This window comes from Glycomyces algeriensis (assembly GCF_027622855.1).
Taxonomy (GTDB): Bacteria; Actinomycetota; Actinomycetes; order Mycobacteriales; family Micromonosporaceae; genus Glycomyces; species Glycomyces algeriensis.
The window spans coordinates 1-25142 of record NZ_JAPZVR010000020.1 but is presented as its reverse complement, the minus strand read 5'-3'; the positions used below and the strand labels follow the sequence as shown (position 1 = coordinate 25142).

General features: G+C 69.2%; 24 protein-coding genes. 13 read left to right on the top strand and 11 right to left on the bottom strand.

The features are described from left to right. Window positions 1-302: 302 nt before the first annotated feature. The 4 genes from gatC to mgtE all read left to right on the top strand — a co-directional run bounded on the left by gatC (window position 303) and on the right by mgtE (window position 5289). A complete protein-coding gene (gatC, locus tag O2L52_RS22835; RefSeq protein WP_270116045.1) occupies window positions 303-602 on the top strand; it encodes an Asp-tRNA(Asn)/Glu-tRNA(Gln) amidotransferase subunit GatC in 300 nt (99 codons plus the stop codon). A 41-nt stretch (window positions 603-643) separates the two neighbouring features. Continuing rightward, a complete protein-coding gene (gene gatA, locus O2L52_RS22830; protein WP_373897071.1) occupies window positions 644-2110 on the top strand; it encodes an Asp-tRNA(Asn)/Glu-tRNA(Gln) amidotransferase subunit GatA in 1467 nt (488 codons plus the stop codon). 4 nt (window positions 2111-2114) lie between these two features. Next, on the top strand, window positions 2115-3602 hold the full coding sequence (gatB, locus tag O2L52_RS22825; RefSeq protein ID WP_270116043.1) for an Asp-tRNA(Asn)/Glu-tRNA(Gln) amidotransferase subunit GatB: 1488 nt from the start codon (window positions 2115-2117) through the stop codon (window positions 3600-3602). Window positions 3603-3942: 340 nt separating this feature from the next. After that, entirely contained in the window at window positions 3943-5289 is a 1347-nt protein-coding gene (mgtE, locus tag O2L52_RS22820; protein WP_270116042.1) for a magnesium transporter, read from the top strand. A 130-nt stretch (window positions 5290-5419) separates the two neighbouring features. Here mgtE and O2L52_RS22815 read toward each other — a convergent pair whose 3' ends face one another. From O2L52_RS22815 to O2L52_RS22795, 5 genes are all read right to left on the bottom strand, one after another. Next, the gene (locus O2L52_RS22815; RefSeq protein WP_270116041.1) at window positions 5420-7018 is read right to left on the bottom strand and encodes a CotH kinase family protein; all 1599 of its coding nucleotides are present in this window, start codon (window positions 7016-7018) and stop codon (window positions 5420-5422) included. 2 nt (window positions 7019-7020) lie between these two features. Further along, window positions 7021-7704, bottom strand: a complete 684-nt coding sequence (locus O2L52_RS22810) for a DUF4956 domain-containing protein (protein ID WP_270116040.1) — start codon at window positions 7702-7704, stop codon at window positions 7021-7023. Between the two features lie 19 nt (window positions 7705-7723). Then, entirely contained in the window at window positions 7724-8575 is an 852-nt protein-coding gene (locus tag O2L52_RS22805; RefSeq protein WP_270116039.1) for a polyphosphate polymerase domain-containing protein, read from the bottom strand. A 108-nt stretch (window positions 8576-8683) separates the two neighbouring features. After that, on the bottom strand, window positions 8684-10261 hold the full coding sequence (locus O2L52_RS22800; RefSeq protein WP_270116038.1) for a metallophosphoesterase family protein: 1578 nt from the start codon (window positions 10259-10261) through the stop codon (window positions 8684-8686). A gap of 42 nt (window positions 10262-10303) precedes the next feature. After that, window positions 10304-11455 (bottom strand): PQQ-dependent sugar dehydrogenase, encoded by a 1152-nt coding sequence (locus O2L52_RS22795; RefSeq protein ID WP_270116037.1) that lies wholly within the window; start codon window positions 11453-11455, stop codon window positions 10304-10306. Window positions 11456-11608: 153 nt separating this feature from the next. On the opposite strand from O2L52_RS22795, the gene O2L52_RS22790 reads away from it, so the two are divergent. Then, window positions 11609-12520 (top strand): 2-hydroxyacid dehydrogenase, encoded by a 912-nt coding sequence (locus tag O2L52_RS22790; RefSeq protein ID WP_344473142.1) that lies wholly within the window; start codon window positions 11609-11611, stop codon window positions 12518-12520. Here the strand turns inward: O2L52_RS22790 and O2L52_RS22785 are convergent. After that, the gene (locus tag O2L52_RS22785; protein ID WP_270116034.1) at window positions 12517-12972 is read right to left on the bottom strand and encodes a hypothetical protein; all 456 of its coding nucleotides are present in this window, start codon (window positions 12970-12972) and stop codon (window positions 12517-12519) included. The two genes, O2L52_RS22790 and O2L52_RS22785, sit on opposite strands and share 4 nt — an antisense overlap. A gap of 130 nt (window positions 12973-13102) precedes the next feature. On the opposite strand from O2L52_RS22785, the gene O2L52_RS22780 reads away from it, so the two are divergent. Next, a complete protein-coding gene (locus O2L52_RS22780) occupies window positions 13103-13615 on the top strand; it encodes a hypothetical protein (protein ID WP_270116033.1) in 513 nt (170 codons plus the stop codon). Between the two features lie 117 nt (window positions 13616-13732). Further along, window positions 13733-15718 carry a beta-galactosidase gene (locus O2L52_RS22775; RefSeq protein ID WP_270116032.1) on the top strand — a complete coding sequence of 662 codons (1986 nt, stop codon included), beginning with the start codon at window positions 13733-13735 and terminating at the stop codon, window positions 15716-15718. A gap of 11 nt (window positions 15719-15729) precedes the next feature. On the opposite strand, the gene O2L52_RS22770 is transcribed toward O2L52_RS22775, so the two are convergent. The 4 genes from O2L52_RS22770 to O2L52_RS22755 all read right to left on the bottom strand — a co-directional run bounded on the left by O2L52_RS22770 (window position 15730) and on the right by O2L52_RS22755 (window position 17907). Further along, window positions 15730-16230, bottom strand: a complete 501-nt coding sequence (locus tag O2L52_RS22770; RefSeq protein ID WP_270116031.1) for a hypothetical protein — start codon at window positions 16228-16230, stop codon at window positions 15730-15732. Then, window positions 16227-16418: a hypothetical protein gene (locus O2L52_RS22765; protein ID WP_270116029.1), complete on the bottom strand. Its 192-nt coding sequence runs from the start codon at window positions 16416-16418 to the stop codon at window positions 16227-16229. Before O2L52_RS22765 ends, O2L52_RS22770 begins: the two co-directional genes overlap by 4 nt. A gap of 21 nt (window positions 16419-16439) precedes the next feature. Next, entirely contained in the window at window positions 16440-17120 is a 681-nt protein-coding gene (locus O2L52_RS22760; RefSeq protein ID WP_270116027.1) for a Crp/Fnr family transcriptional regulator, read from the bottom strand. Between the two features lie 103 nt (window positions 17121-17223). Beyond that, a complete protein-coding gene (locus O2L52_RS22755) occupies window positions 17224-17907 on the bottom strand; it encodes a DUF3159 domain-containing protein (protein WP_344472999.1) in 684 nt (227 codons plus the stop codon). Window positions 17908-18018: 111 nt separating this feature from the next. On the opposite strand from O2L52_RS22755, the gene O2L52_RS22750 reads away from it, so the two are divergent. After that, the gene (locus O2L52_RS22750) at window positions 18019-19029 is read left to right on the top strand and encodes a TY-Chap domain-containing protein (protein WP_270116025.1); all 1011 of its coding nucleotides are present in this window, start codon (window positions 18019-18021) and stop codon (window positions 19027-19029) included. Window positions 19030-19071: 42 nt separating this feature from the next. Here the strand turns inward: O2L52_RS22750 and O2L52_RS22745 are convergent, their stop codons facing one another. After that, complete coding sequence (locus O2L52_RS22745) at window positions 19072-20334, bottom strand: MFS transporter (protein WP_270116023.1); 1263 nt, start codon at window positions 20332-20334, stop codon at window positions 19072-19074. An 83-nt stretch (window positions 20335-20417) separates the two neighbouring features. Here O2L52_RS22745 and O2L52_RS22740 point away from each other — a divergent pair, with 83 nt between their 5' ends. The 5 genes from O2L52_RS22740 to O2L52_RS22720 all read left to right on the top strand — a co-directional run bounded on the left by O2L52_RS22740 (window position 20418) and on the right by O2L52_RS22720 (window position 24894). After that, entirely contained in the window at window positions 20418-20972 is a 555-nt protein-coding gene (locus O2L52_RS22740) for a TetR/AcrR family transcriptional regulator (RefSeq protein ID WP_270116021.1), read from the top strand. Between the two features lie 39 nt (window positions 20973-21011). After that, the gene (locus O2L52_RS22735; RefSeq protein ID WP_344473140.1) at window positions 21012-22019 is read left to right on the top strand and encodes a threonine aldolase family protein; all 1008 of its coding nucleotides are present in this window, start codon (window positions 21012-21014) and stop codon (window positions 22017-22019) included. A 123-nt stretch (window positions 22020-22142) separates the two neighbouring features. Further along, window positions 22143-22328, top strand: a complete 186-nt coding sequence (locus O2L52_RS22730; protein ID WP_270116018.1) for a (2Fe-2S)-binding protein — start codon at window positions 22143-22145, stop codon at window positions 22326-22328. 191 nt (window positions 22329-22519) lie between these two features. Further along, window positions 22520-23002 carry a bacterioferritin gene (gene bfr, locus O2L52_RS22725; RefSeq protein WP_270116017.1) on the top strand — a complete coding sequence of 161 codons (483 nt, stop codon included), beginning with the start codon at window positions 22520-22522 and terminating at the stop codon, window positions 23000-23002. Window positions 23003-23292: 290 nt separating this feature from the next. Further along, window positions 23293-24894 (top strand): endo-1,4-beta-xylanase, encoded by a 1602-nt coding sequence (locus tag O2L52_RS22720; protein ID WP_270116015.1) that lies wholly within the window; start codon window positions 23293-23295, stop codon window positions 24892-24894. Window positions 24895-25142 lie beyond the last annotated feature (248 nt).

Here is a 25142-nt window from a genome sequence, read left to right as displayed (position 1 = left end):
GAACACCACCACAAGTCGGAACACCCACCGACTCGTTCTTAGCAAGGAAACAGAAAGGAAACCAGGAAACCCGTTCCGAACCAGTGACGAAAGAGTATCACGTCACATCTCCAGTGGCTAGGGGGCTGTTTCAGGCTCACACCCCCGGTGTCGATCGATTTTCGCGATCCGTCCGTCACACCCATCGGCAACCGCTGAGCAGATCGCCCCACACTGGGCGGTGCCCGCCTCGGGCGCCGACCGCGCACAGCCTAGACTCGACAGGTCTTCCCGCAGCTAGTAACCGTTAGGAAACACCTGTCGTGAGTACGATTTCACGCGAGGAAGTCGCGCACTTGGCGCGACTGGCCCGCCTCGAAGTCACCGATGACGAGCTCGACGCCTTCGCGGGCCAGCTGGACGTCATCCTCGAATCGATGAAGACGCTCGCCGAAGTGAACACGGACGGCGTCCAGCCGACCTCGCACGCGGTGCCGCTGGTGAACGTCTTCCGGGAAGACCAGCCCCAGCCGTCCCTGCCCCGCGACGCCGCACTCGCGGGCGGACCCGACACGTACGAGGACCGCTTCCGCGTTCCGCGCATCCTGGACGAGGAGGCCTAGCCATGACCGGACACCGCGCCGTCGATCAGACCGCCGCCCACATGGCCGAGGCCATCCGCGAAGGCCGCGCCACCTCCTACGAGATCACCGAGGCCCACCTCGACCGCATCGATGCGATCGACGGCACCGTCAAGGCCTTCCTGCACGTCGACCGCGAAGGCGCCCTCGCCACCGCGCGCGAGGTGGACGAGGCCATCGCCCGCGGCGAGAAACTCGGCCCGCTCGCCGGCGTCCCGATCGCCGTCAAGGACGTCGTGGTCACCAAGGGCATGCCGACCACCGCTGCCTCCAAGATCCTCGAAGGCTGGATCCCGCCGTACGACGCGACCATCGTCGAGCGCATCAAGGCCGCGAAGATGCCGATCCTCGGCAAGACGAACATGGACGAGTTCGCCATGGGCTCCTCCACCGAGTACTCCGCCTTCGGCGCGACCCTGAACCCGTGGGACACCGGGCGCATCCCCGGCGGCTCCGGCGGCGGCTCGGCCGCGGCCGTCGCCGCGAAGATGGCCCCCCTCGCGATCGGCACCGACACCGGCGGCTCCATCCGCCAGCCCGGCGCGGTGACCGGCACGTTCGGCGCCAAGCCCACCTACGGGTCCAACTCCCGGTACGGCCTCATCGCCTTCTCCTCCTCGCTTGACACCCCGGGTCCCGTGGCCCGCAACGCCCTCGACGCCGCGCTGCTCCACGAGGTCATCTCCGGGTACGACCCGCGCGACTCCACCGCGATCGACGCGCCCGTACCGCCCGTGGTCGCCGCCGCCAAGGCCGGCGCCACCGGCGACCTCTCGGGCCTCAAGCTCGGCGTCGTCAAGGAGTTCGCCGAAGGCGCCGACGCCGCCGAAGCCGGCGTCATCGCCGCCTACGAGGCCGGCGTGGAGCAGCTCGTGAAGCTCGGGGCAGAGATCAGGGAGGTCTCCTGCCCGTCCTTCTCCTACGCGCTGCCCACCTACTACCTCATCGCCCCGTCCGAGGCCTCCTCGAACCTGGCCCGCTACGACGGCGTCCGCTACGGCCTCCGCGCCGGCGACGACGGCAAGCACTCGCTCGAAGAGGTCATGAGCCTCACCCGCGAAGCCGGCTTCGGCCCGGAGGTCAAGCGCCGCATCATCCTCGGCACCTACGCGCTCAGCGCCGGGTACGTGGACGCGTTCTACGGCAAGGCCCAGCTCGTGCGCACCCTCATCAAGCAGGACTTCGAGAAGGCCTTCGAGCAGGTCGACGCCATCATCAGCCCCACCACGCCGTTCATCGCCTTCAAGTTCGGCGAGCGCACCGGCGACCCGTACCAGATGTACCTCGCCGACCTCTACACGATCCCGACCAACCTCTACGGCGGCCCGGGCGTCTCGGTCCCCGTCGGCCTCTCCGAGGGCATGCCCGTCGGCCTGCAGGTCATGGGCCCGGTCATGGGCGACGACATCACCTACCGCGTCGCGGCCGCCCTGGAGTCCACCCAGGACACCCTGCTCGCCGACACCGCGCCCGAGATCGAAGGGAACTAGCGTCATGACGAAGCTGAACGACTACGACAAGGCCGTCGAGACCTACGAGCCCGTCCTCGGCCTCGAGACCCACATCGAACTCGACACGAACACCAAGATGTTCTGCGGCTGCTCCACCACCTTCGGCGCCGAGCCCAACACGCAGACCTGCCCGGTCTGCCTGGCCCTGCCCGGCGCCCTCCCGGTCGCCAACAAGGCCGCCATCGAGGCCACCATCAAGATCGGCCTGGCCCTCAACTGCCACATCGCCGAGTGGACCCGCTTCGCCCGGAAGAACTACTTCTACCCGGACATGCCGAAGAACTTCCAGACCAGCCAGTACGAGGAGCCGCTCTGCGAGAACGGCTACGTCGACGTGGTCGTGGAGGGCAAGGAGTACCGCATCGAGATCGAGCGCGTGCACCTCGAAGAGGACACCGGCAAGACCCTCCACGTCGGCGGCGCCACCGGCCGCATCCACGGCGCCACCGAGTCCCTCGTGGACTACAACCGCGCCGGCATCCCGCTCGTGGAGATCGTCACCCGCCCCGTGCCCGGCACCGGCGCCCTCGCCCCCGAGGTCGCCCGCGCCTACACCGCCGAACTGCGCGACATCGTCCGCTCACTCGGCGTCTCCGACGTCCGCATGGAGCAGGGGTCGCTCCGCTGCGACGTCAACCTCTCGCTCAACCTGCCGGGCGCCGAATGGGGCACCCGCACCGAGACGAAGAACGTCAACTCCCTCCGCTCGGTCGAACGCGCCGTCCGCTACGAGGTCCGCCGCCAGTCCGCGCTCCTCGACGCCGGCGAGCGGATCTTCCAGGAGACCCGCCACTTCCAGGAGACCACCGGCGAGACCCGCGCCGGACGCTCCAAAGAGGAAGCCACCGACTACCGGTACTTCCCCGAACCCGACCTCGCCGTCATGGAGCCGTCCCGCGAATGGGTCGAGCAGCTCCGCTCCGAGCTCCCCGAGCCCCCGCGCAAGCGCCGCGAACGCCTCCAGGCCGAATGGTCCCTGGGCGACAAGGAGATGCAGTCGGTCGTCAACGCCGACGCCATCGAACTCATCGATGCCACCGTCGCCGCCGGCACCACGCCGTCCGGCGCCGTCAAGTGGTGGCTCGGTGAACTCTCGCGCCGCGCCAACGAATCAGGCGAGGAACTCGCCGCGCTGGCGATCACGCCCGCCCAGGTCGCGCAGCTCCAGGGCATGGTCGACGACGGACGCCTGAACGACAAGCTGGCCCGCCAGGTCATCGACGGCGTCATCGCCGGTGAAGGCGACCCGGCCGACGTCGCCGCCAAGCGCGGCCTCGAGGTCGTCTCCGACACCGGCGCGCTCGAGACCGCCGTCGAGGAGGCCATCGCCGCCAACCCGGCGGTCGCCGACAAGATCCGCGGCGGCACCCACGCCGCCGCCGGCGTCCTCATCGGCGCGGTCATGAAGGCCACCAAGGGCCAGGCCGACGCCGGCACGGTCCGCCAGATCATCCTGGACAAGCTGAGCTAACACCGAACGAGCAAAGGGCCGGACGAGCACGTCCGGCCCTTTCGCGTTCACTGTCCGTTCAGTACCGGTGTGAGCCGCGAGTCTTTGGGCACCCCAGTAAGCGATGTTGTTCACAGATGATTGCTACCCTTGACCGCGCAAGGCTCACCCGCGACCGGAGGAGGTGAGGGCCATGGGCGACGACCCCGGATCTAGTCGAGATACCGACGTGTTCTTCCCATTTCCCTTTTACCGTGCTCCGCGTCCTCTTACATTGAAGCGGGCAGCCTGACCTGCGGCGAACGCGCCGCTGCATGAGGTCGGGGCACGGCCCTTTCCTCATGTAATGGAGGTGGCTGCTATGGCTCAGATCATTCAGCCCATTTCGCCCGCGGCGGTAGACGAGCTCGCGGCGCTCCGACTGGAACTCGCCGACACCTCGACCGTCGTGCTCGCCGAAGAGCTGCCCCGCATGGACCTGGCCGAACAGGCCCTGCGGTTCCGGCTCCTCCCCAAAGACCGCGCGCTCGCCGTCTTCGAAGAGCTCGACACCGTCCACCAGCAGGAGCTCATCGACGGGCTCAAGACCGACACGGTCCGCGAGCTGCTCGACTCGATGGAGGCCGACGACCGGGCCAAGCTCTTCGACGAGATGCCCGCGAAGGTCGCCACCCGGTTCCAGTCCCAGCTGAACGCCGCCGACCGGCGGATCACCGCGCAGCTCCTCGGGTACGAGCCCGAGTCGGCCGGGCGCATCATGACGCCCGACTACGTGTCGCTGCGCGCCTCGATGTCCGCGGCCGCCGCGATCGAGCGCATCCGGCACCTGCGCGAACGCCCCCGGAACATCGACGTGCTGCCGGTGACCGACGGGCACCGCAAGCTCCTCGGCACCGTCACGCTCGCCGACCTCGTGAGCGCCGACCCCGACCTCCCCGTCAGCGACCTCATCGCGGACGAGCACTACCAGGTCTCCACCGACACCGACCAGGAAGAGGCCGCCCGCCTCATCCAGGAGGCCAACCTCATCGCGCTCTCGGTGGTCGACCACGAGGACCGCCTCGTCGGGCTGATCACCTGGGACGACGCCATGGAGATCCTCGAGGCCGAGGACACTGAGGACGCCGCCCGCGCCGGTGCGGCCGAGCCGCTCGAGCGGCCGTACCTCTCGGCCGGCGTGTTCATGCTGGCGCGCAGCCGCGCCGTGTGGCTGCTCATCCTGGCCGTCTCCGCCTCGCTCACCGTTACGGTCCTCAACTACTACGAGGCCTACCTCGCGAACGTCACCGTGCTCGCGGTGTTCATCTCGCTGCTCACGGGCACCGGCGGCAACTCCGGTTCGCAGGCGTCGGTGACGATCATCCGCGCCATGGCGGTCGGCGAGGTCCGGTTCTCGGACGCCTTCAGGATCACCTGGCGCGAATCGCGGGTGGGCTTCCTGCTCGGCTCGATGCTCGCGGCCGTCGGCGGACCGGTCGTCGGCTTCGTGTACGGGTGGGACATCGGGCTCATCATCGCGGTGACGCTCCTGGTCATCTGCACCTGGTCGACGTTCGTCGGCTCGCTGCTGCCGCTCCTGGCGAAGAAGGTCGGCATCGACCCGGCCCTCGTCTCCGCGCCGATGGTCTCCACCCTGTGCGATGCGACCGGCCTGCTCATCTACTTCTCGGTCGCGGCCCTGGTCCTGGGCCCTGCGTTGACCGGTTGATTCCCAAGGAAAAGGCCCCGAAACCGCGCCGTTTCGGGGCCTTCGGCTTGCCGGAGCCCGCGCCTCCCCCAAGGCGCGGGCCCGCACGGGGAACGGGCAGAACGGTGGGAACCGCCCGCTCCCCGTGTGATCACTCCGCAGTGGAGGCTTCGTCGAGCTCCTCGGCGAGGAACTCGGTCCGCTGCTGAATGACCGCTTTGAGCGACTCGGCCGCATCGGCGACGTCGGCGCCGTTCAGCTCGGCCGCGGTCTGCGCGGTGTCGACCGCTTCGAGGGCGGCACCGGAGGCGAACAGCGTCTCGTAGAGCTCGTTGTACGCCGCCATGTACTCGTCCTGGAAGGCCTCGGACGCCAGGAAGCGCTCCTTGAGCTCGTTGCCGCCCATGCCGCCTCCCATGCCCTCCGGCATCTCCATGCCTTCGGGCATCTCGCCGCCGCCGGGCGTCTGGCCCGGCGGCTGCGCTTCCCCGGTCTCGCCGGCCGCCTCCTGCTCGGGAGCCGTGCCGCCGCCGCCCATGCCGCCGCCGATCGAGGCGGTCTCGTCCGGGGCGAGGTCCGCGGTCTGGAGCGTCAGATCGACGTCCCAGGTCACGACACTGATGAGGCCGGTTTCGTAGTCGTACCAGAGGTAGTAGTTCTTCCCTGGGCCCGCCATGTCGTCGCCGTTGGCGAGCAGGTTCTGCAGTGCGGTGTAGTTCGCGAAGGACGCGATGTCGACCCAGTCGCCGAGTTCGGCGTCGAAGGTCGCGTCATCGGCCTCGCCGAGCCACTCCAGGAAGTCCACGAGCGGCTGCACGTCGGCCGAGCCCTCCATGGTGACCTGCTTGAAGTCGTCCTCGTAGTCGTCCGGGTCCTCGCCCTGGTACGCGAAGGTCCCGGTGGAGAGGGCCTTGTAGAGCACGCCGGAGTCCGCGCCGTACTCCTCCCCGGCCCAGGTGACGTCCATGATGTCCACGACCCGGCGGGTGACGCCCTCGGAGCCGTTGACCGACACCGTGGCGTAGTTCCAGTCGTAGGCCGCCTCGCCGCTGGCCTCGATGAGCTCCAGCGCGACGGCCTCGTTCAACGTCGACCCGCCGCCCATCCCGGATTCGACGCGCAGGCTGATCTGCTGGTTGCCCTGGTAGACCTGGCCGTCGACGTACTGCGAGAAGTCGATGAGCCACGGCAGGCCCTCGGGGGAGTCGAAGCTGATCGAGCTTCCGGAGCCGCCGCCCATGCCGCCGGGCATCTCCATCCCGCCCGCGTCCGCAGGCATCTCCATGCCCTCAGGAAGTTCCAAACCCTCGGGCATCTCACCGCCGCCGGGCATCCGCCCGCCTTCGGCCCCTTCACCGTTCGACGTGCCGCCGCCGAGCGCCGAGAGCGTCGAGTTGCCCTTCAACCGGATTCCCACGTCCGAGATCGTGACGCCGTCGATGGTGATGTCGGCTTTGATCCACGACTTCTCGCCCGAGTCCTCGAAGGCCTCCCGCATCTCCGCGAAGTCCGCGTCGCTGTAGGAGAGGCTGATCTCGTGCGCGACCGCGGTGTCGAACAGGTCGACCGTGCCCTGGATGTCGTTGGTGACCACGAATCCCTCGTTCGCGTCCGAGTACACCAGGGCCGTGGCCCGCACCGTGCCGACCACGAGGGTGAGCACCGCGATGAGCCCGACCGAGCCGGCGATGAGCTTCCAATGGTGCCGGAGGCTCACCGGGATCCGGTGACGGATGCTTCTGGCCGCCATGGCTACAGGTCCGTCTGGTCGTAACCGGTCAGGACCGTCACCTGCTGGCCCGAGGTCACGTCGCGCAACTCGCCGAGCAGCCCGGACGGGTTCCTGCCCTTCTTGAGCCGCACGGTGTACGTCATCTCGATCAGGGCGCCGCCGCGGATGGTCTCGATGCTGACCTGCTCGAACTCGTCGGTGTTGCGGATGAGCACGTCGTCGATGCGGTCGGTGTAGTCCTCGTCCGCCGGGACGTGGACCTTGACGACCTGGCGCTGCACGTTGTGCGCGAACCAGTCGAAGCGGTGCATGATGAGCAGCACCAGGCAGACCACGACGGTGGCGATGACCGCCAGCAGGTAGAAGCGGGTCCCGCAGGCCATGCCCACGCCCATCACCAGGAAGATGTACCCGACGTCGCGGGTCTCCTTGAGGGCGTTGCGGAACCGGATGATGGAGAGGGCGCCGACGAGTGCGAACGCGCGCGCCACGTTGGAGCCGACGATGAGCATGATCACCGCGATGACCACGCCCATGATGATGAGCGTCTGCACGTACGACTGGCTGTACGAGACGTTCTGGTGCGTGCGGCGGTAGACGATGCCGATCACGCAGCTGAGCAGGAACGACAGGGTCAGCGAGATGGCGATGTCCGCCACGCTGAACTCGGCCGAGAGGTCGTTGAAGTTCGTCAGGAAGTCCATGGCTGCTTTCTCAGAGTGTTCAGACGGAGGCGGTGCGGGGTGCGGGGTTCGCGCGGACGCGGTAGTCGTCCGCGACGGGCAGGTGGAACACCGAGCGCGGGGCCAGGCCGTGCGCCTCGATGCTCTGGCAGTACTTGGAGATGCGCACGACGGACATGCCGAGGCGCGCGGCGGTGTCGGTGACCCAGTACGGGACCCGCTCGTTGGCCTTGACCTCGACGACCGCCTTGTGGGGCGGGATGATGAGCCGGTTCTCGACCTCGGCGCCGAGGTGGAAGTCGCGGTCGCGTCCGCGCACCCGGTGGTCGATGGTGACGCGCAGTCCGAGGTCGGCGTCCGCTCCCAAGTAGGCCTCGCGGTTGTACGCGGTGATCGCGGTGGGCCGCAGCCCGTGCCCGTCGACCAGGCCTGCGACCTCCTCGAGGAACGGCCGCTGCTCGGGGGAGTGGTCGACCAGTTCGGCGCCGTCGCACAGCCGGCGCGCCGCGCCGTACGGGATCTTCATGCGCCGCTTCTGGGTCACCCGGTTGACCCGCTGCTTGATCTCGACGAACACCGGGGAGTCGTCGCGCAGCTCGTGCCGCTCACCGTAGGCGCGCACCCGCAGCTTGCGGCGGAACCGCAGGCCCTCGATCTTCTCCCAGTAGTACCGCAACGACGCCGAGTCGTAGTAGAGGCTCGTGACCGGGTACCCGCCGCGCGTCGTGAACGGGTCGGCCACCATGCGCGCGGCCAGCTCCTCGCGCAGCCGCGGCACCTCCTCGTACGAGAGGAGGTACTTGATCTCGAACCTGTTGAACGAGTGCAGTGCGCTCGCGGTGCGGCGCAGCTGACCCGATGCGGTGCCAGGCGGCATGCCCGTTTCGCTCATCGGCGCTCCTATTCGTAGGGAACGCGATGAGTGAAACCGGGGCGGCTCGAACTGAACCCCGAGTTAACTCAAGAAGACCTCAAAGTGTCGCCGGGGCCGGAGCAGTGCTCAGTCCCGCTGCGGCGCAGCGGGTTCCGTGCTGCCCTGTATCTCGGCCTCGTTGACCTGGTCCTCGGTCGGGATCACCGTGCGGTCGAGGGTCACGTCCGTCTCCGTGCCCGACCCGACCGAGATCGAGTCGTACGCGGTGAGCGCCTTGGTGACCGGGTCGAAGTAGAGGACGTCCATCTCCATGCGCATCGGGTCGTCGGACTGGAAGTTCCGCAGCCCGGCCGCGCCCGTGGAGCCCTCGACCATGAGCGTGGTGCCGTCGCCGAGGTCGTGCACCGCCCGCTCGTGCGTGTGCCCGGCCAGGACCAGCGGCACCACTCCGGCGAGCGGGTCGGCCATCGCCGGTTCGTGCACCATCGCCACGTCGGCCCCGCCCGCGTCGGTGATCGTCTGCGCCAGGCGCTCTCCGGACTCGGTGAGCATCTGCTGCGCGTACTCGCTCGAGGGCTGCGCGCCCTTGTCCGGCGTGAACCGCGGGTCGGCGACCCCGCCGAAGTTCAAGCCCGCGATCTCCCGCACCTCGCCGTCGAGCACGACCACGTTGTCGTAGGCCGAGAGCGCCGCCACGGTCGTCACCGAGTCGTGGTTGCCCTTCACGAACACGTACGGCACGTTGATCTGCTCCACGCCCTGCGAGAAGATCTCGGCCTCCTGCTCCGAGCCCCAGTCGTTCATGTCGCCGGTGTCGGCCACCGCGTTGATGTCGAACTGGTCGACGACCGACTCCATGAGGTGCCAGGCCGAGGGGTTCAGGTGGATGTCGGAGACGTGCAGCACCCGGATCGAGTCGTCCTGGATGCCCAGCTGCGGCATGTCCATCGCCAGCGCGTAGAACTCGGAGATGTTCGTGACGAACTTCTGCAGGTTCGCCACGTACTCCTCGTAGTTCACGGCGATGTCCTCGGCGTTGCCGACCACGCTGGGCGCGTAGGCGAGCAGGCCTTCGTAGCGGGGCTGCGAGATCGACTCGGTGCGCAGGGTCGTGGCCGCGTACCCCATGAGCGAGGCCGTGACCGCGAGCGAGGTGACGCCGGTGAGGAGCGTGCGCCGCATGGTGCGGAACGCGAGTGCGCCGACGAGGAGGCCGCAGAGGGTGACGATGGCCAGGGCTTCGACGACGACCCGCACCACGGCGTCGGTGACGTCGGAGGCGAGGCTCTTGGAGGCGCTGGTGACGCCGCCGGGGGTGTTGATGATGTCCTGCGCCTCGTTGGGGTCGACGGAGTCGAGGCTGAGGTTGAGGCCGACGGGCCCGTCGTGGCTGTCGAAGATGACGTCGCCGAGGGGCGGGATGGTCACGACGGTCTCGCCGGAGAGGTCGGGGTGGAGCGAGACGGTGGTGTCGAACGGCCCGATGTCGGCCTTGGTGCCGCCCACGAGGGCGAGGCCGCCGGCGGCGGCGCCGGTGCCGACGAGGAGGATCGCGGCGACGACGGCGAACTGCCTGGCACGGTCGGAGCGCCGCAGTCGCGACCAGCCCGCTCTCGATCTGCCCCACAAGGACTTGACGCGCCTCCCGGCGGATCGGGCGGCGTCCTCGGTGCGGTGCAGTGCGGCGGCGAGCCGGTCGTTCATCTAGTGCCTTCCTGGCGGTGGGCTGGTCGGGTGGGTTGCGGCTCAGACCCTTCCCTGGGCCGCGTAGCCGGTGGCGAACCGGATGATCCGGTCGTCGGTGTCGTGGGGGGTGCAGCCGCGTTCTTCGGTGCATTGGCCGTCGCGGTTCGAGGTGGTCACCCAGAGCATCCCGTCCGGACCCATGGTGACCGATCGTAGTCGACCGAATTCGTTGACGGCGACGGCTTGCGGCTCGCCTGCGGGCGTGCCGGAGGCGTCGAACTGGACGGTCCAGAGGCGCTGGCCGCGCAGGCAGGCGGTGACGAGGGTGTCGTCGAGGAAGACCGCGCCGGCGCAGGAGGCCTCGAAGGGCTCCCAGGTGAGGACGGGGTCGGTGTAGGCGTCTTCGGTGTCGGCGCCTTCGAAGTGGGGCCAGCCGTAGTTGCCGCCGGGTTCGATGAGGTTGACCTCGTCGGCGACGTCCAGGCCGATCTCGGTGGCGTAGAGCCGGCCGGCGGCGTTCCAGGCGAGGCCTTCGACGGTGCGGTGGCCGAGGGTGTAGACGGGGGAGTCGGGGAAGGGGTTGCCGGGGGCGGGTTCGCCTTCGGGGGTGATGCGGAGGATCTTGCCGCTCAAGGACTCCGGGTCCTGGGCGGCCATGCCGTCGCCGGCGTCGCCGGTGGCGGCGTAGAGGAAGCCGTCGGGGCCGAACTCGAGGGCGCCGCCGTTCTGGTCGGGTCCGGCGGGGATGCCGGTGAGGATCGGTTCGGGGGCGGCGTCGGTGCTGGTGTCGATCTTGGCGATGCGGTTGTCGGTGGGGGTGGTGTAGTAGGCGTAGACGGTGGTGTCGGTGTCGTACTCGGGGGAGACGGCGAGGCCGAGGAGGCCGCCTTCGCCGAGGTCGTCGATGTCGACGGTGCGCAGTTCCTCGGGTTCGCCGGCGGTGCCGTCCTCGGCGAGGGGGATGGTGAGGAGGCGTCCGGTGGTGCGCTCGCCGACGATGGCGGTGCCGTCGGGGAGGAAGTCGAGGCCCCAGGGGGCTTCGAGGTCTTCGGCGACGACGTCCATGAACGAGGTCTGCTCCTGCGGTTCGCCGGTGGGGGTGGGGAGGTTCGGGGGCTCGCCGGTCTCGGGCTCGGGGGGCTCGCCGAAGGAGCATGAGGCGAGCGTGAGGGCGGCGGCCGCAGCCGCCGCGGCCGAGAGCAACCTGCGCATGGCCCCAAGAGTATAGGTCGGTGCCGGCGGGGCGGCGGCGCAGTTTTCCACGCCCCACGGTTCCCCGATCGGGGGCGCGGCTAACCGCTTTCAGGCCTGAGACCTATATCCTATAGGATACGGACGGTCGATCGGGAGGACGTGACTGTGGCCGTGAAGGTTTGGATCGCACACGAGGAGGGCCGCGCGCTGCTCGGCCCGCTTCCCGAAGGCGTCGAGGTCGAGGTCTACGACGGGCGCGGCGACTACCCCTCCGATCCGGCGTCGCTCGACTTCTGGGTGCCGCCGTTCCTGGCCCAGTCGAAGGTCACGACCCCGCTGCGGGACATGGCCTCGCTCAAGGCGATCCAGCTCCTGAGCGCCGGGGCCGAGGTCTGGGTCCCGGCCGTCCCGCCCGGCGTGCAGCTCTGCGACGCGCGCGGTGTGCACACCGGCGTGACCGCCGAGTGGACGATCGGCGCGGTCATCGCCTCCATGCGCGGCTTCGACGTGTTCGCGCGCAAGCAGTCCCGCCACGAGTGGAAGGTCGAGTGGACGACCACCGTCGTCGGGAAGCGCGCGCTCGTCGTGGGCGCGGGGGACATCGGCGAGAAGGTCGCCGAGGTGCTCACCGTGCTCGGCGTCGAGGTCGAGAAGGTGGCCCGTCGCGGACGGCCGGGCGTGCACCCGATCGACGCGATCGAGACGCTGCTGCCCGAGTTCGACGTGGTGGTCCTGATCCTGCCGCTGACCGACGCCACACGCGGCCTCGTGGACGCGAAGTTCCTGTCCCGCATGAAGGACGGCGCGCTCTTGGTCAACGCCGCCCGCGGCCCGATCGTGGACACGGACGCCCTCGTCGCGGAGGTCGCGTCCGGGCGGCTGCGCTGCGCCGTCGACGTCGTGGACCCCGAGCCGCTCCCGGCGGACCACCCGCTCTGGGACCTCGAGGGCGCGCTCATCACCCCGCACGCGGGCGCTTCGGTGGACGGCACCCTCGACCGCGCCTATGCGCCGATCGGCGCGCAGATCCGCCGCTTCGCGGCGGGCGAGCCGCTGGAGAACGTGGTCAGCGACGGCTACTAGCCGGCTTCGCCCTTCCGGAGCTCCTGGCCGCCGATGGCGAGCACCTGGGGCAGGTTCTCGGGCTTGAGCGGGTCGAGGCGCACCTGGGACTGGTCGTCCAATATGGCCGCCACGCCCTCGTTGCCGTGCGCGAACCCGTCGATGTGCTTCCAGGCGATCGTGCGGCTGGAGAACAGGCCGCGGATCGCGATGCCTTCGCGGGTGACGTCGATCCCCGAGCGCCACGCCCACATGGAGACCGCGACCGGCACGAGCATGAGCGCGAGGCCCGCCGCCACCGAGAACGCGCCCCAGAACGGCCGCTCGACGATGAGGGACACGGACAGCGGCAGCACCGTCAGCCAGGCCACGAAGGCCGCGCCGGTGACCGCCGCCGGGCGGCGGACCCGCAGCCTGCGGCCGCTGCGCGGGCCGGCGAGGATCGGACCGGTGGAGGCATCGGTACTCGTCATGGCACCAGCCTGACACACCCGGGCCCGGGGTACGCAAAGTGGCCGGTCCGGTTTCTGTCGGATTGTCGCTTGACGTGCCCGCGGAACGTGGCACGATCAGCTGTACAGGAGCGGCACAAGCCTGGTGGGGGTGGACGTGGCCGTCAAGATCACATTTCGACCGACGACGCGCCAGGTGCTCGGTCGGGCGCTGTTCCTCTCCGGCCTCTCGCTGTTCGCCGCCCTCGTCCCGGCCGTGGCGTACATGCTCGCCGTCGGCCACTGGTACCACTACACGCTGCTGGCGCTGTTCCTCTTCGCGATCGGCGTCGCGCTGGGAGCGGCGTACGCGGGGGCGCGCGGCCGCGGCGTCGTGCTCGACGAGCGCGGCATCCACCCGCTCAAAGCCGTTGCCTCCCAGAAGCACACTGAGCGCTTCGCCGCGTGGACGGACATCGCGGACATCCGGGCCGAGCGGCGGGCCAGCCGCACCGTGCCCGTGGTGTACCTCCTCGACCCCGAGCAGAAGCCGTGGCGCCTGCAGGCCCCCTACTCGGGCCGCGTGCTCTCGACCGACGACGAGCTCGACGAGAAGATCTTCGTGATGCGCAGCATCTGGGACGCGTACAAGCGCGGCCTGCCGCCGTACCGCCAGGCCCCTTGACCGGTCACTGAAGCCGCCCTTGACTTGCGGAGCCACGAAGGGCAGAATCGCCCCTTGGAAAGCGCTGTCACATCGGCGGCGACCCTCCCGAACGCGGCGAACCCCGAAGGACCACTCGTGGCACCAAGGAACACCGACATCATCCCCACGGTCGAGGGCCTCGCCTTCGGCGGCGACTACAACCCCGAGCAGTGGCCCCGCGAGACCTGGGACGAGGACCTCCGACTCATGCGCGAGGCCGGGGTCAACCTGGTCAGCGTCAACATCTTCGCCTGGGCCGGCATCAATCCCGGCCCGGGGGAGTGGGACTTCACCCAGCTCGACGCCATCATGGACCTCCTCGCCGCGGGCGGCGTGCAGGCCGACCTCGCCACGTCCACCGCCTCACCCCCGCCCTGGTTCTCCCAGGCCCACCCCGAGACCCTCCCCGTCAACCCGGAGGGCGTCAGGCTCAACTCCGGCGCACGCGCCGAGTACTGCCCGCACGCGCCGGTCTACCGGGCGGCCGTGGTCGACATGGCCTCCCGCCTCGCCGAGCGGTACGCGGACCACCCCGCGCTCGCCATGTGGCACGTCGGCAACGAGTACTACCGCTCCTGCACCTGCGACTTCGCCGCAGAAGCCTTCCGCGCCTGGCTCACCGAGCGGCACGGCGACCTCGACGGCCTCAACCGCGCGTGGGGCACCACGTTCTGGTCCCAGACCTACAGCGACTGGTCCCAGGTCCTGCCCCCGCGCATCTGCGCCGAGACCCCCAACCCCGGACTGCTCCTCGACTTCCGCCGCTTCTCCTCCGACGCGCTCCTCGCGCTCTTCCGCTCCGAAGCCGAAGCGATCGAAGCCCACAGCCCCGGCAAGCCGATCACCACCAACTTCATGGTCACCGGCAACTTCACCGGCGCCGACTACCACCGCTGGCGCGAGCACACGACGGGCCCGAACCGGCTCGTCGCCTCCGACCACTACCTCCTCCCGGACGACCCGATCGGCTGGCCCGCGCAGGCCGCGTTCGGCGCCGACGCCACCCGCGGCCTCGCCGACGGCGACCCCTGGCTCCTCATGGAGCAGTCCACGAACTCCTCCGCCTGGCGCCGCGGCTACTTCGCCAAGCGCCCCGGCGACCTCCTGCGCCACTCCCTGTCCTATGTGGCCCGCGGCTCCGAAGGCGCCATGTTCTTCCAATGGCGCGCCTCCCGCTACGGCGCCGAGCGCTACCACTCCGCGATGCTGCCCCACGGCGGACCCGACTCTCGGGTCTTCCGCGAGGTCAAGCAACTCGGCGCCTGGCTCAAGCTCCTCGGCGAGGTCAAAGGCTCGACAGTGGACTCCCGCGCCGCGATCCTCCTCGACTTCAACTCCTGCTGGGCCGCCGACACGCCCGGTCAGCCCTCCTCCGACATGACCACCTACCCGGAACTGCGGCGCTGGCACGCCGCCCTCTGGCGGCGCGGCGTCACCACGGACCTGGTGAACCCCGAATGGGACCTGAGCCGCTACACGCACGTCTTCGCGCCGCACCTGTACCTCCTCGACGACGACGCGAACCTGCGCGCCTACGTGGAACGCGGAGGCACCCTCGTCGTCGGCCCCTACTCGGGCATCGTCGACAGCAACGACCACGTCCACCCCGGCCTGCCGGGCGCCCTCGGCGGCCTCATGGGCATCCGCGTCGAGGAGTTCGTCCCGGTCCCCAAGGGCGACAAGGTCGCCCTCGACAACGGCTGGGAAGGCGAGACCTGGTCCGAGGTGACCCACGCCCTCGACGCCGAGGTCGTCGCCGACTTCAAGGACTACCCCGGAACCGGCGCCGTCTTCCGCCGCCGGCTCGGCGACGGCGAGGTCTGGTACCTCGCCACCCGCATCACCGACCTCGACCCGCTCCTAGCGGCCGTCGGCGTCACGGGCGAGTTCCCGGAAGCCCCCGAGAACCTGGAACTGGTACGCCGCTCCCATGAGGACGGCCGCAGCTACCTCTTCGCCATCAACCACAGCGACGCCCCCGCCAACGTCCCCGCCGCCGGCCGCGACCTCCTCACCGGCAACCCATGGGCCCCGACCCGCCCCCTCGAACCCGGCGAATGCGCGGTGATCCGCGAAGACTGAACGTAAGGAGTTCACCGCCTGACCGGCTCGAACCCGGTGCCGTAGCCGAAACCAGCGAGCACCCGCAGGTCCGCATGGTCCTTCGGGCGGTTCAGGTACCGCTTGTACGCCACGACATCCGCGACCGTCAGGTAGCGGAAGCCGTCGAAGACGTCGGCGTGGTCGATGAGCTCGTGCGTGTCGCTGCCGGGCAGCACCCACTTGTCGCACACCTCGACGACCCCCGCGTAGAGCCGGGCGATCTTGTCTCCCGAGTAGTCGCTCACGCGCAGCGGCTCGTCCAGGAACACCGGTGCGTGGATGAACGCGAGTTCCTTGGCCCGCCGCCAGGTGTCGCTCCCGGGCCGGGCCAGGAGGTCGAGATCGGACAGATGCCTGGTCACGCCGCCGACCCACAGTCGCGCGCTGCCCGCGATCACGAAGTCGTCCGGATTGAAATCCTGCGGAACATGGTTGCGGAGCAGTTCTATCAACTTGAACCCGTTGAAGATCTCGCCCCGGACTCGGTTCACTGCGGTGGTTTCCCATCTGCCGATTGCTTCGGGTGGTTCGAGGGTTCCTGGACGGCCTGATCCTTCTGCTTCGTCTCCAGTTCGAGCTTCACCGCCTTGAGCTGGATCACGGCACTGGTCACGGCGGCCCCCGCCGCGACAGAGCCGACGATCGCGGTCATGAGCTCGATGACGTTGAAGTCCGACATGGCGATCATTCCATTCCGGGGCTAGATGAGGGAGCGGTCCCGGCGCATGGCCAGCGCCTCGATCGCTGCAGTGTCGCGGATGGTGAATCTGACGCGTCCGGTCGCGATGGTGCCGCGGGTCTTGAACTGCCGGATCACCGCGGAGACCGACTCCCGCGAGATGCGGGCGAGATCGGCCAGGTCGTCCTGGGTGAATCCGGCGATCACCAGTCCGTTCTCGCCTTCCTTGCCGATGCCCGAATCGATGATCCGGAGCATCGCCCGGGCGAGACGGCGTTCGCTCGTCATGAACGACTCCTCCTGGACCTCGCTCATCTCGCGCACCCGCTTCGCGAGCCGCTGCGTCACCGCGAGGTGGGTCTGCGGATTCACGAGGAGGAACTTGATGAACCTGTCGCCGGGGATGTGCAGCACGTCGATCGGCGTCAACGCGACCAGGTCCGCCGAGCGGGGCTCGCCGGTGAGCGGGGCCAGGTCGCCGAGGACCGAGCCGGGGCCGTGGATGCCGAAAATCGCCCGCGGGTCGCTCGTACAGGACTTCACATGGCCCGAACGGAGGTAGACCACGTAGTCCGAGTGCTCGTTGATCTTCATGAGCGTCGCGCCCTTCGGGTACGAGACCGTGTGCGCCTCCGGCTTGAGTGCGTCCTGGTCCTCATCGCTCAGTAGCGGATCCCACAGAGCTTGAGTGCTGCGTTCCATGTTGTTGAGTGTATGGCTGCACACAAGGAGATCGGGTCAGCGAAACGCGCACTGTCGGAAAACCGACCGGAATTCGTTTCGCTTGGGGCGGAAGGGGATCGCGTTACGGTGCGGTCTTCTCCGGGGCGGGGGACTCGGCCGGATCCAGGGGGTGGCGGATGCCCGGGTGGTCGTCGGGGAGGACCGCGCGGATGACCCAGCCGCTCGCGATGAGGCAGAGGACGAGGAGGGGCCAGGAGAGCGCGACCTGGGCGACGCCGCCGGCGACGACGGCGAGGCGCTCCTCGTCGCTGTTCCAGAACGGGGTCAGGATCGCCACGCGGAGCGCGTACATCGCCACCCACACCCAGGACGCCGCGCTGTAGGCGCGGAGGAGGTGCGGGTCGCGGCGCCAGCGGGTCTTCTGGCCCAGGAGGCCGCCGACGATGAGGCCGAGGAGCGGGCGGCGGAAGACGATGAAGCCCGCCCAGACGAGGGCGCTGGCGGCGTTGGAGACGATGCGGGGGAGGAGGATGTCCTGCGCGCGTCCGGTGTAGAGGACGATCAGGCATGCGACCGCGACGCTCAAGAGGCCGAGGACCACCGCCCGCGGCTTCTGGCGCTGCTTGAACCGGACGAATGCGATGACTCCTGCCGAAAGGAGCGAAGCCCCTGCGGCCCAAGCGATCGAGTTACCGGAGACCATCCAAGTGAGGATGAACACCACCACCGGAGCGGTGGCGTCGAAGGCTCCGCGCCTGCCGCCTAGTAGGCTGACAAGCGTGTCTTGCCGCACAGTATCGGACAACTGCCAACCCTCACCTCTCGACCCGCTACCGCAGGCAAGGCTACCCTAACCGCAGTGGCACGCCGGGCTTCGCCCGCAGCCCCACCTACGGACGGATTGGCACGGTAACGGATGCTCGGCACACACCGGATCAGTGAAGCGCAGCTTGTAGACCTGCTCCGCCGGGCCAGAAAGACCGACTTCGGGCGCTGGAACAAGGCGGACCTGCAGCGTGCCATGACCGACCTCGGCTGGCAGGTGCGCTCCGCCGAGGTCGACATCGGCATGTGGCGCGCGGAGACCGGCTACGACACCGGCAACGCCATCGCCGACTCCGTCCCGCCCCAGACCCCGGTCGCCGGACGCGCCGACTTCTACTCCATCGAGGTCATGGTCCTGCGCTCCGCCGAACGCGGCCGCCAGGGCGAGCAGCACCGCACCCTCATCTTCCGCGAAGTGCTGCGCACCATGATGAGCGAACTCGGCGCCCCCGAGATCCGCGGCGGCGACGGCGGCCCCTGGATCCGCTGGTACCGCGACGGCCTCATCTTCGAACTGCACCTGCGCCGCTTCCACGGCGGCGTCACCCTCCGCCTCCTCTCGCCCGAGCTCTTCGAGCAGCTGGAGGCGCACGCCGTCGGCAAGGGCGACGTCTCCGGCTGGGCCGCCTACGCCCGCACCGGCCAGCGCCCGCCCGAGCCCGCCTGCCAGGACATGGGCGAGTTCACCGAGCGGCTCTCGTCCCTGCTGGCCGACATGGCCGCCGACGTGCCCGTGGTCGACACCGCCGGCACCGTGCTCCTGCGCACCGGCGACTGGTCGGCGCGGTACGTCGCCGCGTTCGTCGACGGAGGCCTGCGCGTCGAGGCCAGCGCCGCCGTGAGCGGCTCCTGGCGCTCCGGCCTCTCGAACCTGCCGAGCATGGGCTTCCGCGCCCCCAGCGGCACCCAGCCGAACTGGTCGCGCAGCTTCAACTCCACCGACCGCACCGCCACCAACCAGGCCGCGCACATGATGGTGGACGCCCTGCGCGCCTTCGGCATCCAGGACCTGTTCGACATCGTCTACGACGGCTTCACCGCCGACGGCGAGCGGATGTACCTGCCGGTGCTCGGCATCGGCAACGGCGACAACCCGTACTAAGAGGCCGCTAGACCGCCGCGGCCTCCGGCTGCGGGGCTCAACTCAGTTACGGCTCGCAAGCGTCGCCAAGGGCAGCATGCTCGCCCGCCGGAACGCCGGGAGCTTCCAGCCCACGACCGCCACGCCGGCGACGCACGCGACGCCGCCCGCCAGGATCGCGCCGCCGAGTCCCAGCGGCCCCGCGAGCGCCCCGGCCTGCAGGTTGCCGAGCGCCGGCGACACCGTCGCCTGGGCCAGCCACAGGCTGGTGACGCGTCCGCGCAGCCGGTCCGGCGTGTGGTTCTGCAGCAACCCCGTGCGCAGCACCTCGGAGACGAGGTCGCTCGCCCCGGAGATCGCCAGGAACACGAGCCCCAGTGCGAGCCAGGGCGACAGCGCCAGACCCACCATGGCCGCGCCCCACATGCTCGCCGCGATGATGACGACGAAACCGGGCCTGGCGGCCTTGGTGACCTTCCCGCTGAACGCGGCGGCGAGGAACGCGCCGACGCCGGCGGCCGCCGAGAGCAGCCCGAACGCCACCGCCCCGCCGTGGAACTGCTCGGTCGCCAGCGCCGGGAACAGGCCCTTCGGATACGCGAACAGCATCGGCATGATGTCGATGAGCAGCACCCCGGCCACGATCTTGTTGCGCCGCACGAACGCGAACGCGTCCTTGAGCGAGTACGAGCTCGACGCCTCCTCGTCTTCGCCGCCGTGGTCCGGCGGCATCGGCCCGACGAAGGTCATCGCCACCGCGAAGACCACGAACCCGACCACGTTGAGGCCGTAGCACCACTCGGTGCCGCCAGCCGCGATCACCACGCCCGCGAGGGCCGGCCCGGCGATGCCGGCGAGCTGGCCCGTGAGGCCGTTCAGGGCCGAGGCGCTGGCGACGTTCTCCTGGCCGACGAGAGAGGGCACGGCCGCGAAGGAGGCGGGGATGCTGAGGCCGGCGAGGAACGTGTCGGCGATGACGGCCGCGAACAGAAACCACAGCAGCGGCTCGTCCTGGAGGGCGTTCACCAAGAGCGCCAGCGCGACGAGGAGTCCCGGGACGCGCACGGTGACGAGGATGCGGCGCCGGTCGAAGCGGTCGGCGAGGACGCCGCCGACGAGGAGTCCGGCGACGATGCCGATGCCGCCCGATGCGGCGGCCGCGCCGACGGCCAGGTTCGAGCCGCTGAGCTGGTAGATCTGCCAGATCAGGGCGGTCTCGGTGAGCATGGCGCCGACCAGGAGGCCGGTGCGGCCGATGTAGAGCCAGCGGAAGTCGCGGCTGATCCGCAGGGGGGTGGTGTCGACGAGGTGGTTCCGAAGGGACATGCGCTGATGATACCGACCGTTCCAATCGGTGCAACACGGTGTTTCATGGGATGATGGCGCGCGACGCACACGGAAGGACCACGATGGACGAGAAGCTGCTGGCCGCCGCCACCGACGTGCTCGGGTCGACCGGCTGGGACCGGCTCACCATGGGCGACGTGGCCGACCGCGCCGGCGTCTCCCGCGCGACCCTCTGGCGCCAGGTCGGCGGCAAGGAAGAGCTGCGGCGGGAGCTCATCCGGCGCCTCCTCCTCGACTACCGGGACTCACTCTGGCCCGTGCTCACCGCCACGGGGACCGGCCGCGTGCGGCTCCGGCAGGCGCTCGAGGCGATGTGCGGGGTCTTCGATCGCCATCTCGCGCTGCTGTCGGCGTTCGACACGGCCTTTCATGAGACCGGCCTGTTCGAAGAGCCTCTCGAGGACGTCGTCGCCCCGCTCGTGCGGCTCCTCCTCGACGGGGCCGCCGACGGCTCGCTCGCGCCGCAGGCCGACGCCGAGGAGGCGGGCGACCTGGTCTTCAACACCGTCTGCTGGCCGTACGTGCACCTGCGACGCCACCACGACTGGGAACCCGAACGCGCCCAAGGCCTCCTGCTCGACCTCGTGCTCGACGGGATGTCCACCGAACCCGCCTGACCGCGTCCCGAACACTGGCCGCAGTAGGGTCGGCCCATGATCGTCGATCTCCGCTCCGACACCGTGACCCGGCCGACCGCGGCCATGCTCGAGGCCATGACCAGCGCCGACGTCGGCGACGACGTGTACGGCGAGGACCCGTCCGTCAACGCCCTCGAGGCCGAGGCCGCCGCGCTCTTCGGCAAGGAGGCCGCGGTCTTCACCCCGACCGGCTCCATGGCCAACCAGATCGGCCTGCAGCTCCTGGTCCGGCCCGGCGACGAACTCCTCTGCGACGTCAAGGCCCATGTCGTCAACTTCGAGATGGGCGCCGCCGCCGCGCTCGGCGGCATCAGCTCGCGCACCTGGACCTCCGCGAACGGCCGCCTCGACACCGCGCTCGTCGAGCCGATGATCAACCGCCCGCACCCCTACTCGACCACCACGCGCGCGATCGCCGTCGAGAACACCCACAACATGGGCGGCGGCACCGTCCAGCCCATCGAGGAACTGCGCGCCCTCCGGGCCCTCGCGGACGCCCACGACCTGGGCCTGCACTTGGACGGCGCCCGCATCTGGAACGCCCACGCCGCCAGCGGTGTCCCGCTCAGCGAGTACGGCGCCCTCTTCGACACCGTCTCGGTCTGCCTCTCCAAGGGCCTCGGCGCCCCCGTCGGCTCGCTCCTCATCGCCGACGCCGAACGCATCGAACGCGCCCGCGTCATCCGCAAGCGCCTGGGCGGCGGCATGCGCCAGGCCGGGTTCCTCGCCGCGGCCGGCCGGTACGCGCTCGCCAACAACATCGAGCGCCTCGCGGACGACCACGTCCGGGCGCGGCACCTCGCGCGCTCGCTCGAGCCCTTCGGGGTCTGCGAGGCCGCGCAGGTCGAGACCAACATCGTGCTGCTGCGCGTCCGCGACATCGCCCAGGTCGCGCGCGCCGCGGCCGAGCAGGGCGTGCTGGTCTCCGTGCTCGGGCCCGACTGGGGCCGGATGGTCACCCACCTCGACGTGGACGACGCCGGCATCGAGCACGCCGTGAAGGTCCTCGGCACCCTCGTCCGCTGACCGCGGCGGGTCGCCCGTTCGGGTGCGGGTGATCCACCGGTCGGGGGTTGCCGATCGTCGGAAGCGCAGGGTAGGTTAGGCATGCCTTCATTAGTCAAGCCTTACCTGCCCGGAGGTCGGTGCATGTACGCCTGCATCTGCCATGCAGTCCACGAGAACGAAGTCCGTGACTGCATCACCGCGGGCGCGCACACCGAAGAGGCCATCGGCGAGGCCTGCGACGCCGGCACGAGCTGCGGCACCTGCCATGAACGCCTGGTCGACATGATCGAGAGCTATTTCACGTCCTCGGTGCCCGCCGCGGCCTGAGCGCGGCTCCAGAAAAGCCCGGCCTGAATCGCCGGATTCTACGGAAATGACGGACGCTTTAGGTTGTCCTCCGTTAGGATAGGTTGTCCTATTTTAGGCATTCCTGGCTGGAAATGGGCCCCCACCTGGTCCTAGTCTGAGACCGTCGGACACGGAGCCGGCACTTGGCGGACCGCGAAGGACGGATTGCAATGCAGGGCGACAAGCAGGTCATCGAATTCCTCAACGAGCAGCTGACGGCGGAGCTGACCGCGATCAACCAGTACTTCCTGCACGCGAAGATGCAGGAGAACTGGGGCTACACCAAGCTCGCGAAGTACACCAAGTCCGAGTCGATCGACGAGATGCGCCACGCCGAGGTCCTGACCGACCGGATTCTCTTCCTCGACGGCATGCCGAACTACCAGCGGCTCTTCCCGCTGCGCATCGGCCAGTCGGTCAAGGAGATCTTCGAGTGCGACCGCCTCATCGAGGTGGAGGCGATCGACCGCCTCAAGCGCGGCATCGAGCACATGGAGTCGGTCAAGGACTACGTCTCGCGGGACCTCTTCAAGGGCATCCTCGAGGACGAGGAGCACCACATCGACTACCTGGACACGCAGCTCGAGATCATCGAGAAGATCGGCGAGTCGCTGTACATCCAGACGCTCATCGAGCAGCCTGAAGGCGCTTAGGGAGCACTACAGTGATGAGGGGACCGGCCTTGCGGCCGGTCCCCTTTCTTCATTGCGGCAGAGCCCCTCACATCTCCGCCACAGTGGTGGGTCGGCGCCTTGACAGCCCCGACGAGAGGATCGTAACATATCAATACTTTGAATGAAAGTTTCCGAGAGTTTCGGAATTCAAAGCAGCCTCCGGCCGCTGCGGACCGGTAAGCACGGCTTCGCCGCGCTCACAAGTCCGCTGCTCTGTTCGACCCCGTGATGGAGCGGCCGGACCCCTCACTCCAGAAGGAGCGCCCTCAATGACGACCACCTCCTCCACGCCTGCCGCGAGCCGCCGTACGGTGCTCTCGGCCGCTGCCGCCGCCGGCGGCGCGGCACTCCTCCCGGCCGGGTTCATCACCCTCGCCGCGAGTCCCGCGCACGCCGACGACCTGCTGCTCTCCACCGACTTCTCGTCCGGCACCACCGAAGGCTGGGCCGGCCGCGGCGCCGCGACCGTCGCCGTCGACCCCGAGCAGCGGCTCCTCATCACCGGCCGCACCGCCACCTGGAACGGCGCCGCCATCGACATCACCACGCACATCGAAGTCGGCGTCCGATACCAGCTCAAGGTCTACCTGCGCCTGCCCGAAGGCGAGGCCGCCGCGGACCTGCGCACCACGGTGCAGCGGGACGTCGGCGGCGTCTCGAACTACGAGGGCGTCAAGTGGAACACCGCGGTCACCGACGCCGCCTGGACCGAGTTCTCCGGCACGTACTCGATCAGCCAGGCCGCCGACCGACTGCAGTTCTACGTCGAATCCGCCTCGAGCCTCGCTCCGGTCCTCCTCGACGCCTTCACGCTCACCCGCATCGCAGAACCGGAGATCCAAGACTTGCTGCCGCTCAAGGACTTCCTCGCCGACGACTTCGTCTTCGGCTGCGCCGTCGAGCCCCCCGAGGTGGTCGGCAAGCCCGCCGAACTCCTCGCGAAGCACTTCGCGCAGGTCACCACGGGCAACCAGATGAAGCCTGAATCGATCCAGCCCACCGAGGGCGTCTTCGACTTCAGCAAGGCCGACCAGATCGTGGACTTCGCCGAGGCCAACGGCATGAAGATCTGGGGCCACACGCTGCTGTGGCACAACCAGACCCCGGCCTGGTGGTTCCTCGACGAGAACGGCGAGCCGCTCGTGAAGAGCCGCGCGCACCAGGCACTGCTGCTGCAGCGCTTGGAGACCCACGTCAAGGCGATCGCGGCGCACTACGGCTCCCGCATCTGGGCGTGGGACGTCGTGAACGAGGTGGTCGACCCCGAGCAGCCCGACGGGCTGCGCCACTCGCGCTGGTACGAGGTCTTCGGCGGCCCCAAGTACATCGAGAAGGCGTTCAAGATCGCCCGGAAGGCCTTCCCGCGCAAGGTGAAGCTCTTCATCAACGACTACAACACCGAGTTCCCGGACAAGCGGGAGGCGATGTTCAACCTGGTGCAGCACCTCAAATGCGAGGGGGTGCCGGTCGACGGCATCGGGCACCAGGCGCACGTGGACTACCGGCGCGACCCGGCCCTGCTGGGCGAGTCGATCGACCTGTTCCGGGAGCTGCGGGTGCTCCAGACGATCACCGAGCTCGACGTCTCGGTCTCGAACGAGATGACCGAGAGCCTCCCCGCGACGCCGCCCGAGCGGCTGATCGCGCAGGGCTGGTACTACAAGGAGCTCTTCGACGTGCTGCGCGAGCGCGCCGACGACCTCGAGTCGGTGACGATGTGGGGCCTGTACGACGCGGTCTCGTGGCTGCGGTCCTGGCCGGTGTCGCGCCCGCACGAGGCGCCGCTGTTCTTCGACGACCGCCTCCAGGCGAAGGCCGCGTACTGGGGCGTGGTCGACCCGACCAAGCTCGAGCCGATGCCCGAGGCATAACGGCGACGAGGCGTCCGGGAGCGGAATGTTAGATCCGGGATTCCGCTCCCGGACTTGTCACTCGAAAGAGTGAGTGACACGCCGGAGAAATTGTCGTACTCAGCGCATACAGTTGTGCCCTGCAAATTTACGGCTCGCAAGCTTCGCCGAGACCGGGTCCCTAAGGGGGGATATATCCGTTATTCCGGACCTGATGGGTTTCGCATTGCGGGGCGGCGCATCTCGATGTGCATGATGCCGTCCTCGTC